We start from the raw sequence: 13,677 nt of genomic DNA on the forward strand, positions 1-13,677 counted from the left end.
CCCCGCGCGCCAGCCCCTGACCCTCGCCCGCCCCCCCCCCCGGCCCCCCCCCCCGCGCGCCGGCCCCGGCGCGGGGGGGCGCGGGGGGCGGGGGGGGGGGGGGGCGGCCCGGGCCCGCCCCCCGCCCCTCTGTCCTGTTCCGCGTCAGACGAAGCCGCGGGTCGGCAGCGGCTTGCCGTACCAGAGCTCGATCAGGCGGGCCGCGATCGAGATGCCGTAGGGCGGGAGCACCTCGCCGGACTCGAAGGCGGCGCCCAGCTCGTCGCGGGAGAACCAGCGGGCCTCGTGGATCTCGTCGCCGTCGACGTTGATGTCCGTCGAGGTCGCGCGGGCCATGAAGCCCAGCATGAGGCTGGACGGGAAGGGCCAGGGCTGGCTGGCGACGTACTCGACGGGGCCGACGGCGATGCCGACCTCCTCGTAGACCTCGCGGCGCACCGACTGCTCGATGGACTCCCCGGGCTCCACGAAACCGGCGAGTGTCGAGAAGCGGCCCTCGGGCCAGTGGACCTGGCGGCCGAGCAGGATGCGGTCGTCCGCGTCCGTGACGGCCATGATCACGGCGGGGTCGGTGCGCGGGTAGTGCTCGGCGCCGCAGGCGGGGCAGCGGCGGATGTGACCGGCCGCGGCGATGACGGTGCGCTCGCCGCAGCGGGAGCAGAACCGGTGCAGGCGCTGCCAGTTCTCCAGGGCGACCGCGTGGACCATCAGGCCCGCGTCGCGGGGCGACAGGAGCAGGCCGGCCTCGCGCAGCCCCGCCGGGCGCGCGGACTGGTCCATGCGGCCGGGCAGGGAGTCCTTCTGCAGCGCGAAGTAGCTGACGCCGTCCTCGTCGGTGCCCAGGAAGTACCGGTGCGCCTCGGTGAGCGGGGCCTCGAAGGAGGGGGTCATGACGAGTTCGGTGCGCCCGTCGGGTGCCTCGTCGATGAGGACCTGACCGCCGGAGACCACGAAGCAGCGCGTCGAGGGGTGGCTCCACGCCGCCGCGAGCCAGGCCTCGTCGAGCCGGTGGTGGGCGGCGCGGTCGACGCCGTTCGGGGCGGTGAGCGAGATGGGACGGTCGGCGGTGTGGTCGGTCCAGGTGGTCACGGGTGCTTCCAACTCCCCCGGTGAGCGGTTGTGGTTCGGCAGGCGGTTCAGCGGGTCGTACGGCGGGTGGCGACCGGGTCCGGGAGGGATCGGCGGCGCGGGGCGGCCCTTTCAGTGTGCCGCGCACGCGATGCCGGTCCGGATCCGGGCCGAGCGGGGACTCAGGGTGCGTGGCGCCAGTGCTCCGCCAGGTCGCCCCACAGGTGGGCGGAGGTTTCGACGCCCTTGAGGAGCAGGTCGAGCTCGACCTTCTCGTCGGGGGCGTGCCAGCCGTCGGACGGGACGGAGATGCCGAGGAAGAGCACCGGTGCGCCGAGGACCTCCTGGAGGTCGGCGGCCGGTCCGGAGCCGCCTTCGCGGGTGAAGCGGACCGGTTTGCCGAAGGCACGGCTCATGGCGCGGGCCACGGACTGCAGCGCCGGGTGGTCCAGCGGTGTCAGGCACGGGCGCGTGGCCGATCCGAAGGTGATCTCGCAGCGGATGCCGGCCGGCACCTGCTCGGCGGCCCAGGCGCGGACGGCCTTCTCGACGTGGCCGGGGTCCTGTCCCGCGACCAGGCGGAAGGACAGCTTCACCATGGCGGAGGACGGGATGATCGTCTTGCTGCCCGGGCCCTGGTAGCCGCCGCCGATGCCGTTGACCTCGGCGGTGGGGCGGGCCCAGATCCGCTCCAGGGTGGTGTGGCCGGCCTCGCCGTGGGCGGCGTACGACTTGGCCGTGCGCAGCCACTGGTGCTCGTCGAAGGGCAGCTCGGCGAAGAGGTCGCGTTCGCGCTCGGTGAGTTCGATCACGCCGTCGTAGAAGCCGGGGATCGCCACGCGGGCGTGGTCGTCGTGCAGGGCGGCCACAAGGCGGGCGGCGGCCGTGGCCGGGTTGGGGACCGCGCCGCCGAAGGAGCCGGAGTGGATGTCCTGGTCGGGTCCGTGCAGCCGGATCTCGCACTCGGCGAGGCCGCGCATGCCGGTGCAGACCGTGGGGGTGTCCTCGGACCACATGCCGGTGTCGGAGACGATCACCGCGTCGGCGGCGAGCCGCCCGGCGTGCTCCTCGGCCAGCGCGCGGAAGTGCGGGGAGCCGGACTCCTCCTCGCCCTCGATCAGCAGCTTCAGGTTCACCGCCGGAGCGGTGCGGCCGGTGGCGGCGAGGTGGGCGCGGACGCCGAGTGTGTGGAAGAACACCTGGCCCTTGTCGTCGGCGGCTCCGCGCGCGTACAGGCGGTTGTCGCGGACGACGGGCTCGAAGGGGTCGCTGTGCCAGCCGTCCTCGCGGGCCGCCGGCTGCACGTCGTGGTGGCCGTAGACGAGGACCGTCGGTGCCGCGGCGTCGCCGGAGGGCCACTCGGCGAAGACGGCCGGGGCGCCCGCGGTGGGCCAGACCTCGGCGGTCGGGAAGCCGGTCTCCTTCAGCTTGGCGGCGAGCCAGTCGGCGCTGCGGCGTACGTCGGTCGCGTGGGCGGGCTGGGCCGACACGGACGGGATGCGCAGCCACTCGGCGAGGTCGTCGAGGAAGGCGGCGCGGTGGTGCTCGATGTACGTACGGACGGCGCTGACGGCATTGTCAACGGTGTGGCTCATGCTCACGAGCCTATCGGCCCGCGCGCACACCCCGATCGTGCGGTTCGTCACCGACCGGCTCGCCGAGCAGCAGGCCCTCCAGCGCGGCACGGTCCGGCAGGCCGTCGGGCCGCACGGCTTCGCCGCTGCGTACGTACAGGAAGGTGGCCGTCACCGACTCCAGCGGCACCCGCTGCTGCTCGGCCCAGGCGAGGCGGTACACGGCGAGCTGGAGCGGGTCGGCGGTGCCGTCGCGGCTCGTCTTCCAGTCGACGATCTCGTACGTCGCCGCCGGGCCCTCGCCCTGCTTGTAGACGGCGTCGATCCGGCCGCGCACGACGCGTCCGGCGAGCGTGAGCTGGAAGGGCGCCTCGACCCGGTACGGGGTGCGGTGCGCGTACTCGGTGCGTTCGAAGGCGTCCTTGAGGAACTCCAGGTCGCGTTCGTCGGCGATCTCGGCCTCGCTGCCGGGCAGCTCCTCCGGCTCCAGCAGGGGCAGGGTCAGTGCTTCGAAGCGGGACTCGACCCAGGCGTGGAAGCGGGTGCCGCGGCGGGCGGCGGGCTGGGGCGGGCGGGGCATGGGGCGGGCCAGCTCCTGGGCGAAGCCGTCCGGGTCGGCGGCCAGGCGCAGCAGCTGGGAGGCGGTCAGCGACGCCGGGAGGCGCACCTCGGTGACGCTCTCGCGGGCGCGCAGCAGCTCGCCGGTGAGGGCGTCCAGGTCGCGGTCCCAGGACGCGACGGTACGGGCCTCTTCGGGCGTGAGCCGGGAGGCGGTGGTCGCCCGGGGGGCGGGGTCGGGCAGGGGCTCCTGGGGCCGGGGGACGCCGGGGCGGCGCGGGGGTGGCGCCTGGTGCGGGACGGTCGGGCGCGGGGTGGGGCGGTCGGGCGTCCAGGAGTCCCAGTCGGCGGAGTCCTCCGGCCGGCCGGGGTCCTCGTCGTCGGGGAAGGCCTCTTCCAAGGCCCCGTCGAAGGCCCCCTCGAAGGCCTCTTCCGGGTCGGGGAAGGACTCGTCGTCCTCGGGGGGCGGCGGCCAGTCCGGGTCGTCGTAGACGTCCGGGTCGTGCGTGGCGGTGGGCCGGCCGTCGTCCCGGGCGGCGAGGGCGTCCAGGTGGGCGAGGACCGTCTCCGCGGCGGACCTGCGCAGGGCGAGGGCCGTGTCGTCCAGGGGCAGGGGCCAGGCCCGGTCGGCGGTGTCCGCGAGGAGGGCCGGGTTCTCCTCGTCCTCGGCGGGCTCGTCCGCCCATGCCTCGATCTCGCCGTACCCGGCGGCGCAGTGGTCGTACAGGGCCTGGAGGAAGTCGGACGGTCCGCGCGGCTTCTTCTGGCTGGGGCCCCACCAGTGGCCGGAGCCCAGGAGCAGGGAGCGGGGGCGGGTGAAGGTGACGTAGCCGAGGCGGAGTTCCTCGGTGTGCTGGTGTTCCTTCATGGCCTCGTGGAAGGCCTTCAGGCCCCGTGAGTCCCAGGACGGGACGTCGGGCAGGGTGTCGGCGTCGCCGCGCAGCGCGTGCGGCAGCACCTTGCCCTGGGCGGTCCACTTCTCGCGGCCCTGCCCGCTGGGGAAGGTGCCGGTGACCAGCCCGGGGACGGCCACGACGTCCCACTCCAGGCCCTTGGACTTGTGCGCGGTGAGCACCTTGACGGTGTTCTCGCCGCCGGGCAGCGCGTTGTCGAGGCCCTTCTCGTACTGCGCGGCGGTGCGCAGGAAGCCGAGGAAGGCGAGCAGGCTGGCCTCGCCGTCGCTCGCGGCGAAGGAGGCGGCGACGTCCAGGAAGTTCGACAGGGTCTCGCGGCGGCGGGCGGCCAGGGCGTGCGGGGACGCCGACAGCTCGACCTCCAGACCGGTGGTGGCGAGGACACGGTGCAGGACGTCCATCAGGGGGTCGGACAGGGCTCGGCGCAGGTCGCGCAGCTCGGCGGCCAGGCGGGCGAAGCGCACGCGCGCGTCCGGCGAGAAGGGCAGCCCGTCGTCGTCCCCGGTGCCGTCGAGCGGGGTCTCCAGGAAGGTGTCGAGGGCGTCCGCGAGGGAGATCACCTCGGACGGGTCGACGCCCTCGACGGCCGCGGCGAGACGCCGGTCGGGGTCGTCGTCGCCGTCCACGCGCGCGTGGCTCACGAGCAGCCGGGCCCGGCGCCCCAGGAGGGCCAGGTCGCGCGGGCCGATGCGCCAGCGCGGGCCGGTGAGCAGGCGGACCAGGGCGGCGTTGGCACCGGGGTCCTGGAGCACTTCGCAGACGGCGACCAGGTCGGCCACCTCGGGCAGGTGCAGCAGCCCGGACAGGCCCACGACCTCGACGGGGACGTCGCGGGCCACCAGCGCGCCCTGGATCTCGGCGAAGTCGGTCGCCGTGCGGCACAGGACGGCGATCTCGCCGGGCGCCTTGCCGGTGCGGACCAGGTGGGCGACGGAGTCGGCGATCCAGTCGATCTCCTCGGCGTGCGTGCGCAGGAGGGCGCAGCGGACCAGGCCGTCGCGTTCGGCGCCGGGGGCGGGGCGCAGGGCCTCCACGCCCGCGTGCATGGCGCGCAGGGGTTCGGCGAGGCCGTTGGCGAGGTCGAGGAGGCGGCCGCCGCTGCGGCGGTTCTCGCTGAGCGCCTGGCGGGTGGCGGGGCGGCCGTCGGCGTGGGCGAAGTGCTCCGGGAAGTCGTCGAGGTTGGCGACGGAGGCGCCGCGCCAGCCGTAGATCGCCTGGCAGGGGTCGCCGACCGCGGTCACGGGGTGGCCGGTGCCGCCGCCGAACAGGCCGGCGAGGAGGATGCGCTGGGCCACCGAGGTGTCCTGGTACTCGTCGAGCAGCACGACCCGGAACTCGTCGCGCAGGACGCGGCCCACCTCGGGGAGCCCGGCGAGCCGGGCGGACAGGGCGATCTGGTCGCCGAAGTCGAGGAGGTCGCGTTCGCGTTTGGCTGCCCGGTAGCGGATCACCAGGTCGGCGAGTTCGCCGCGGGCGGCGGCGGCCTCGGGGACCTTGCGCAGATCGGCGTTGGTGAGCTTGGCGCCCTGGAGGGTGGTCAGGAGGCCCGCGTCCCAGGCCCGCAGCTCCTCGGGCCGTACGAGGTGTTCGGCGAGCTCGGCGTCGAGGGCGAGGAGGTCGCCGACCAGGTCGGCGAAGGAGCGGGTGAGCGCCGGATACGGCCCGGGTGCCTCGCGCAGCACGCGCGCGGCCAGCTGGTAGCGGGTGGCGTCGGCGAGCAGGCGGGACGTCGGCTCCAGCCCGAGACGCAGGCCGTGATCGGTCAGCAGGCGGCCCGCGAAGGCGTGGTACGTGGAGATCACCGGCTCGCCCGGCGGATTGTCCGGGTCGATGACGTCGGGATCGGTGACGCCGGCCCGGACGAGGGCCTTGCGGACGCGTTCGGCGAGTTCGCCGGCCGCCTTGTTGGTGAAGGTGAGGCCGAGCACCTGCTCGGGGGCGACCTGGCCGGTGCCGACCAGCCACACCACGCGCGCCGCCATCACCGTGGTCTTGCCCGACCCGGCTCCGGCCACGATCACCTGCGGGGCGGGCGGCGCGACGATGCAGGCCGTCTGCTCCGGGGTGAAGGGGATGCCGAGGAGCTCCTTGAGCTGCTCGGGATCGGTGATACGGGCGGGCACGTCGAAGAGGCTAGCGCCGGCCACTGACAGCGGATGCCGGATGCGGCCCGCGGGCGGGGAGAAGCGCAGGTCAGCACGTGTGGTGCGACTGGTCACACCCGGCGCACCGGTCCACGGCGAGCTGTCCGCTTCGCGACGGAGAGGCCGTCCTCGGACTGCCCTACTCCACGACGTGCCGTCCCTCGGGCCGCGCGCTGCACGAGGCGCGGAAGGCGCAGTGCGTGCAGTGCTGGCCCGCGGTGGGCGTGAACCGTTCGTCGAGGACCTTGCCGGCGGCCGTGGCCAGCAGGTCCCCGACCCACTCCCCCTCCGGGCCCGCCAGGGAGTCCTGAGCCTGCACCTTGGGCAGCGTCTCGCCGCCGTCGCGCTTGGCCGCGCCCTGGCGCAGCTGGACGAGTTCCGCGCCGCCCGGCTCGGGGCGCACCCCGTCGAAGGCCTCGTCGACGGCGCCCTCGCGCACGGCGAGCTGGTAGACGGCGAGCTGGGGGTGGCGGGCCACCTCGGCCGAGCTGGGCGCCTGTTTGCCGGTCTTGAAGTCGACGACATAGGCGCGGCCGTCGCCGTCGGCCTCGACACGGTCCATCTGGCCGCGGATGCGGACCTCGTAGTCGCCCGCCTCCAGGGTCACGTCGAAGTCGTGCTCGCTCGCCACCGGTGTGCGCCCGGCGCGGTCCATGACGTGCCACTTCAGGAAGCGTTCGAGCGCCACGCGCGCGTTGGCCTTCTCCTGCGCCGACTTCCACGGCGCGTCGAAGGCGAGCGCGTTCCACACCGAGTCCAGGCGTTCCATGAGGACGTCGAGGTCGGCCGGGGTGTGACCGGAGGCGACCTCGTCGGCGAGGACGTGCACCACGTTGCCGAAGCCCTGGGCGGCGGTGGCGGGGGCGTCCGCCTTCACCTCACGGCCGAGGAACCACTGGAGGGCGCAGGTGTTGGCGAGCTGGTCGAGGGCGCTGCCGGAGAGGGTGACGGGCTGGTCGCGGTCGCGCAGCGGCACCTTGCTCTCGGTCGGGTCCCACATGCCCCACCAGCGGTAGGGGTGGGCGGACGGCACCAGCGGACGGCCGTCCTCGTCGGCGAGCGCGGCGAGGCGGGCCAGGCGGCGGGCGGCGGCCTCGCGCAGCGGGCCGGAGACGCGCGGGTCCACGGTGGTGGCGCGCAGTTCGGCGACGAGGGCCGCGACGGCCAGGGGCCGGCGTGGGCGGCCGGTGACGTCGGAGGGCTCGACGCCGAGTTCGGTCAGGAACCGGGAGGGCTGGTCGCCGTCGTCGGCCGGTGCCTTCACGGCGGTCACGACGAGGCGTTCACGCGCGCGCGTGGCGGCCACGTAGAACAGGCGGCGCTCCTCGGCGAGCAACGCGCCGGGGGTGAGGGGTTCGGCGAGTCCGTCGCGGCCGATCCGGTCCGCCTCCAGCAGGGAGCCGCGGCGGCGCAGGTCCGGCCACAGGCCCTCCTGGACACCCGCGACGACGACCAGCCGCCATTCGAGTCCCTTGGAGCGGTGCGCGGTCATCAGGCGGACGGCGTCGGGGCGTACGGCACGCCGCGTGAGGGTGTCCGCGGCGATGTCCTCGGCGTCGATCTCCTCCAAGAAGTTGAGCGCGCCGCGCCCGCCCGTGCGCTCCTCCGCGCGCGCGGCGGTCGCGAACAGGGCGCACACGGCGTCCAGGTCGCGGTCGGCGTTGCGTCCGGCGGCGCCGCCGCGCCTGGCCGAGCGTTCCAGGCGGGTGGGCCACGGGGTGCCGTCCCACAGGTCCCACAGTGCCTCCTCGGCGCTGCCGCCACCGGCTAGGCGCTCGCGGGCCTTGCGGAGCAGCGCGCCGAGGCGCTGGGCACCGCGCGCGTACGCCGGGTCGTGCACCGCGAGGCGCTCGGGCTCGGCCAGGGCGCGGGCGAGCAGCTCGTCCGAGGGCGGCGGCAGCGGGTTGCCGGCGGCGCGCTCCTCGTCGCGAAGGGCGCGTCCGAGGCGGCGCAGGTCGGCGGCGTCCATGCCGGCGAGGGGGGAGGTGAGCAGGGTGAGGGCGGTCTCAGTACTGAGCCAGCCGGCACCTCCGGCGGGGTCTGCCGCGCGGCCGGCCTCGGGCACGTCGCCGGGGCCGGGCTCGGCTTCGGGCACCTCGCCGCCGCCGGAGACCTCGCCGCCGCCGGACGCGTCGCCAGGCCCGGGCTCGGACACCTCGCCGCCGCCGGGCTCGGCATCGGACACCTCGCCGCCGGGCTCGGCATCGGGCACGCCGTCCGAGCCCGGCGCAGCCTCGGACGCGTCCCCCGAGCCGCGCTCGGCTTCCGCCGCGTCAGCGGCGCGGGCGCCCGGCCGCTCCTCCGCCACCGCCGTCGCCACCGCGCGCAGGGCCGTCAGCAGTGGTGCCACCGCCGGTTCGTGCCGCAGGGGCAGGTCGTCGCCGTCGACGTCCAGCGGGACCCCGGCCGCGGTGAGGGCGCGGCGCACCGCCGGGATGGAGCGCGACCCGGCGCGCACGAGTACGGCCATGTCGCTCCACGGGACCCCGTCCTCGAGGTGGGCCCGGCGCAGGATGTCGGCGATGTTGTCGAGCTCGGTGCCGTACGTCGGGTACGTGTACACCTCGACGCGCCCCCCGTCCCGTACGGAGCCGAGCTCGCGGTGCGCACGTACCTTGTCGGCGGGCAGGCGGGTCAGCGGCATGCGCTGGGTCAGCAGCCGGGTGGCGGCCAGCAGGGCGGCCCCGGAACGGCGCGACGTCCGCAGCACCTCCACCGGCGCCGGGTGGCCGTCCGCGCGCGGGAAGGCGTGCGGGAAGTCGAGGATGCCGTTCACGTCCGCGCCCCGGAAGGCGTAGATCGACTGGTCGGGGTCGCCGAAGGCGACGAGGGTGCGTCCGCCGCCCGCCAGGGCGTGCAGCAGCCGTATCTGGGCCGGGTCGGTGTCCTGGTACTCGTCGACGTACACGGCGTCGTACCGCGCGGCCAGCTGCGCGGCGACCTCGGGGCGGCGGGCGAGCAGCACCGCGCGGTGGACGAGTTCCGCGTAGTCGAGGACGCCCTGCAGGTCGAGCACGTCGAGGTACTCGGCGAGGAAGGCGGCGGCGGCCCGCCAGTCGGGGCGGCCGATGCGCCGGGCGAACGCCTCCAGGGCGTCCGGGCCGAGACCCAGCTCGCGGCTGCGGGCGAGGACCGCGCGGACCTCGTCGGCGAAGCCGCGGGTGGTCAGGCAGGCGCGCAGCTCGTCGGGCCAGCGCACATGCGCCAGGCCGAGCCGCTCCAGGTCCGCCTGTCCGGCCAGCAGCCCGCGGACCGCCACGTCCTGTTCCGGACCGGACAGCAGCCGCAGCGGCTCCACGAACAGTTCGCTGTCCTGGTGGGCGCGGACCAGGGCGTAACCGAAGGAGTGAAAGGTCGTCGCCCGGGGAGCGCGCGCGGCGCCCATGCGCAGCGCCATCCGGTCGCGCAGCTCGACGGCCGCCTTGCGGCTGAAGGTCAGGACCAGGATCCGCTCCGGGTCGCCGCCACGGGCGATCCGGTCCGCGACGGACTCGACCAGGGTGGTGGTCTTCCCGGTGCCCGGACCGGCGAGGACGAGCAGCGGCCCGCCCCCGTGGTCAACCACGGCACGCTGCGCGGCGTCCAGACGAGGGGGAGCCACACGCGGCGGCTGGGTACGCACCAGTCGGTAGGCGCCGGAGCTCCCCCGTCGCGCCTGGGGGTGCGACGGGCGTCCGGTGGAGGAAGAGGAGCTCACGTGGTTCGCCGGTCCTGGTGGGTGTGCTGGTGGGCTGTCCGTCCTGCGGGGACGGCGGTGGCCGCCGTATGAGGGGGACGCGCGCGGCCGACGCTACGCCGACGCAAGGGGCGGAAGCAGGGCTTCCCCTTCTTCCCCCGGGTCACTCACGGCGCATGTGTCCCCCGCCCCTCGAACGTACGTCATGTCGCGAACGTGCCCGATGTGTCCCGTTTCCCTCATCCGGATCACTGGCCACACACCGGCCCGTCCGATGCCGGAAGCTGTCAGATGTGACCCTGCGCGCGTTCGCCGCCGTCCCACCGGGCTCGTCTCAGATCGATGCGCGGCTGATGGCCTTCGGCGGCTCTGCTCGCCTCCTTCAGGGGCGTGCCCTCCGCCCGGTAATGGCCGAGCGCCTCCCGTTCGTGCCCGGCGAGCAGGACCCCGTCGGCGCGGACGATCCGCCACCAGCAGACGCCCCCGCCGTAGAGGGACATCACACGGCCGACCTGCCGGGGCCCGCCCTCCTCCAGGTACTCGGCGACGTCCCCGTACGTCATGACACGGCCCGGCGGAATCCGTTCGGCGACGTCGAGGACCCGCTCGGCGTACTCGGGCAGCGCGTCCCCGTACTCCGGAGGGACGTCGTCCGGAAGGCTCTGCTCGCTCATCCGTCCCATCCTGCCCCACCCCACCGACAACGGGGCGCGCTCGCGACGGTGCGCGTCCCTCGCCCGCGAGCGGGGCTTCGGGCAGACTGTGCCGCCCGCACGGGCACCCTGATGCCCCCGGCTGTCGGTCCGGCATGCCACCATCGTGCGGTCGGTGACCAGTGATACGAGAGCAAGAAGAGGCGATGAAGCAGCAGGGTGTGCACCCCGAGGACGCCGAGGGCACCTCTGACTCTTCCTCGCGCCCGGACGCAGCCGCCGGCGGCGCGAAGCCCGGCGACGGCGACGAGAAGCCCGCCGGCAGCGGCGAGCAGTCCGCCGACGGTGCCGAGAAGACCACCCGGAACGCGGTCGACGGCCCCTCGGCGACCGCCGCCGACCCCGGTGACGTCGCACACATCGACGAGGTGGACGGCGACGAACCGCTCCTCCCCTCTCGCGTGCACCGGCCGTCCGACCTGATGCGGCTGCTGGTGGGTGTTCTCGGGGTCGTCGTGCTGCTCGCCGTCGCCGCCTTCGCACACGGCACCACCTCGGGTCTCGAACAGGACATCAACAAGGGCACCGGGCAGGCCCCCGACCTGCTGATCAAGATCGCGGGTCTGGCCTCCAGCATCGCGATCCTGCTGGTGCCCGTCGCGTTCGCCGTCGAGCGGCTGATCAAACGGGACGGGCTGCGGATCGCCGACGGCGTGCTCGCGGCGGTCCTCGCGCACGGGGTGACGCTCGCCACGGACCTGTGGGTGGCCAAGGCGGCACCCGGTTCGATCCAGGAGGCGCTCACCCAGCCCTCACCGGGCGACATCCACGCGCTCACCGACCCCGTGCACGGCTACCTCGCGCCGGTCATCGCCTACATGACGGCCGTCGGGATGTCCCGCAGACCCCGCTGGCGCGCGGTGCTGTGGATCGTGCTGCTCCTCGACGCCTTCTCCATGCTCGTCACCGGCTACACGACGCCGTTCTCGATCATCCTGACCGTCCTCATCGGCTGGACCGTGGCCTACGGAACGCTGTACGCGGTCGGCTCCCCCAACGCCCGCCCCACCGGCCGGACACTGATGGCGGGCCTGCGGACCGTCGGCTTCCGCCCGGTGACCGCCGCCCGCCAGGAGGCGCCGCAGGACAACGCCGAGACCGGCGACCGGGGCCGGCGCTACTTCGTCACGCTGGAGGACGGCCGGCCGCTGGACGTGACGGTGGTCGACCGCGAGCAGCAGGCGCAGGGCTTCTTCTACCGCGCGTGGCGCAATCTGACACTGCGCGGCTTCGCCACCCGCAGCAGCCTCCCCTCACTGCGGCAGGCGCTGGAACAGGAGGCGCTGCTCGCCTACGCGGCCATCGCGGCCGGAGCCAACGCGCCGAAGCTGATCGCGACGTCCGAACTCGGTCCCGACGCCGTGATGCTCGTCTACGAGCACACCGGCGGCCGCACCCTCGACTCCCTGCCGGACGAAGAGATCACCGACGGCCTGCTGCGCGAGGCCTGGGAGCAGGTGCGTGCCCTGCAGTCCCGGCGCATCGCGCATCGCCGGCTGGTGGGCGACGCCATCCTGGTGGATCGCTCCGGCACCGTGATCCTCACCGAGCTGCGCATCGGCGAGATCGCCGCCGGCGACCTGCTGCTGCGCATGGACATCTCCCAGCTCCTGGTGACGCTCGGCCTGCGGGTGGGCGCCGAACGCGCGGTCGCCTCGGCCGTGGACGTGCTCGGCCCCGACGCCGTGGCCGACTGCCTGCCGATGCTCCAGCCCATCGCGCTCAGCCGCTCCACCCGCGCGACCCTGCGCAAGCTGGCCCGGGAGCGGGCCGAGCGCGAACGGGAAGCGGTCCTCGAGGCCTCCCGCCAAGCCAAGCTGGCCCGCTCCGAGGCGGACGGCGCGGACGAGGCCGCCGTACCCGGCAAGCCCGACAAGAAGGCCGCCCGCGCGGAACAGCGGGCCGAGAAGCGGGCCCTGGACGATGCGCTGGAGGAGGCCCGCGAGGAGGACCTGCTCACGCAGATCCGGCACGCGGTGCTGCGGATCAGGCCGCAGGCCCCCGTCGAGCCGGCCCGGCTCGAGCGGGTGCGCCCCCGCACGCTGATCAGTTTCATCGCCGGTGCGATCGGCGCGTACTTCCTGCTGACCCAGCTCACGCACATCGAGTTCGGCCCGCTGATCGCGAACGCCCAGTGGGGCTGGGTCGCCGCGGCCGTGCTGTTCTCGGCGGCGAGCTATGTCGCCGCGGCGATGGCCCTGCTCGGGTTCGTGCCCGAGCGGGTGCCGTTCGTACGGACCGTGGCCGCACAGGTGGCCGGATCCTTCGTCAAGATCGTCGCTCCGGCGGCGGTCGGCGGCGTCGCGCTGAACACCCGGTTCCTTCAGCGGGCGGGGGTACGGCCGGGGCTCGCGGTGGCGAGTGTCGGCGCCTCGCAGTTGTTCGGGCTCGGCTGCCACATCCTGATGCTGCTGTCCTTCGGCTATCTGACCGGCACCGAGAAGACACCCTCGCTGTCGCCGTCCCGGACGGTCATCGCGGGTCTGCTGACGGTGGCGGTGCTCGTGCTCGTGGTGACGTCGGTGCCGTTCCTGCGGAAATTCGTCGTCACGCGCGTACGGTCGCTCTTCGCCGGCGTCGTGCCGCGCATGCTGGACGTCCTCCAGCGGCCGCAGAAGCTGGTCACCGGCATCGGCGGCATGCTGCTGCTCACCGCCTGCTTCGTGATGTGCCTGGACGCCTCGATCCGGGCCTTCGGCGACGAGTCGTCGTCGATCAGCCTGGCGAGCGTCGCCGTCGTCTTCCTCGCGGGCAACGCGCTGGGCTCCGCGGCGCCGACGCCGGGCGGTGTCGGCGCGGTGGAGGCGACCCTGACGGTCGGCCTGATCGCCGTCGGCCTGCCCAAGGAGGTCGCCGCACCGGCGGTGCTGCTGTTCCGGCTGCTCACCCTGTGGCTGCCGGTGCTGCCGGGCTGGCTGGCCTTCAACCACCTGTCCCGGAAGGGAGCGCTGTAGGGGCCCGCGAGAACCCTGCGCCGCCCCCGTAGCTCGTACGGCTCGTGCCCCGGGCGCGCGGACCCGCCCGGCCGCA

At 74.6% G+C, this 13,677-nt stretch carries 6 protein-coding genes; 1 reads left to right on the forward strand and 5 read right to left on the reverse strand.

Annotation, left to right across the window (positions count from 1 at the left end; all coding sequences use genetic code 11):
• Positions 1-144: 144 nt before the first annotated feature.
• The 5 genes from nudC to ACIRG6_RS10710 form a co-directional block, all read right to left on the reverse strand.
• The gene (gene nudC, locus ACIRG6_RS10690; protein WP_239762529.1) at positions 145-1,089 is read right to left on the reverse strand and encodes an NAD(+) diphosphatase; all 945 of its coding nucleotides are present in this window, start codon (positions 1,087-1,089) and stop codon (positions 145-147) included.
• Positions 1,090-1,250: 161 nt separating this feature from the next.
• Positions 1,251-2,663: a dipeptidase gene (locus ACIRG6_RS10695; RefSeq protein WP_364675842.1), complete on the reverse strand. Its 1,413-nt coding sequence runs from the start codon at positions 2,661-2,663 to the stop codon at positions 1,251-1,253.
• 10 nt (positions 2,664-2,673) lie between these two features.
• Positions 2,674-6,237 (reverse strand): UvrD-helicase domain-containing protein, encoded by a 3,564-nt coding sequence (locus ACIRG6_RS10700; protein ID WP_403322065.1) that lies wholly within the window; start codon positions 6,235-6,237, stop codon positions 2,674-2,676.
• Positions 6,238-6,397: 160 nt separating this feature from the next.
• The gene (locus ACIRG6_RS10705; RefSeq protein ID WP_403322067.1) at positions 6,398-9,955 is read right to left on the reverse strand and encodes an ATP-dependent helicase; all 3,558 of its coding nucleotides are present in this window, start codon (positions 9,953-9,955) and stop codon (positions 6,398-6,400) included.
• A gap of 266 nt (positions 9,956-10,221) precedes the next feature.
• Entirely contained in the window at positions 10,222-10,608 is a 387-nt protein-coding gene (locus ACIRG6_RS10710; protein ID WP_318214338.1) for an MGMT family protein, read from the reverse strand.
• A gap of 185 nt (positions 10,609-10,793) precedes the next feature.
• Here ACIRG6_RS10710 and ACIRG6_RS10715 point away from each other — a divergent pair, with 185 nt between their 5' ends.
• Positions 10,794-13,601, forward strand: coding sequence for a lysylphosphatidylglycerol synthase transmembrane domain-containing protein (locus tag ACIRG6_RS10715; protein WP_364675851.1), 2,808 nt, complete (start codon positions 10,794-10,796; stop codon positions 13,599-13,601).
• The last annotated feature ends 76 nt before the right edge of the window (positions 13,602-13,677 follow it).

The organism is Streptomyces flaveolus (genome assembly GCF_044765825.1).
In the GTDB taxonomy this organism is placed as follows: domain Bacteria; phylum Actinomycetota; class Actinomycetes; order Streptomycetales; family Streptomycetaceae; genus Streptomyces; species Streptomyces flaveolus.

What these genes read in the sequence shown, in the direction of transcription:
- ACIRG6_RS10695 (WP_364675842.1), bottom strand. Translation starts at nt 2,663, where the DNA reads ATGAGCCACACCGTTGACAATGCCGTCAGCGCCGTCCGTACGTACATC.
- ACIRG6_RS10710 (WP_318214338.1), bottom strand. Translation starts at nt 10,608, where the DNA reads ATGAGCGAGCAGAGCCTTCCGGACGACGTCCCTCCGGAGTACGGGGAC.
- ACIRG6_RS10715 (WP_364675851.1), top strand. Translation starts at nt 10,794, where the DNA reads ATGAAGCAGCAGGGTGTGCACCCCGAGGACGCCGAGGGCACCTCTGAC.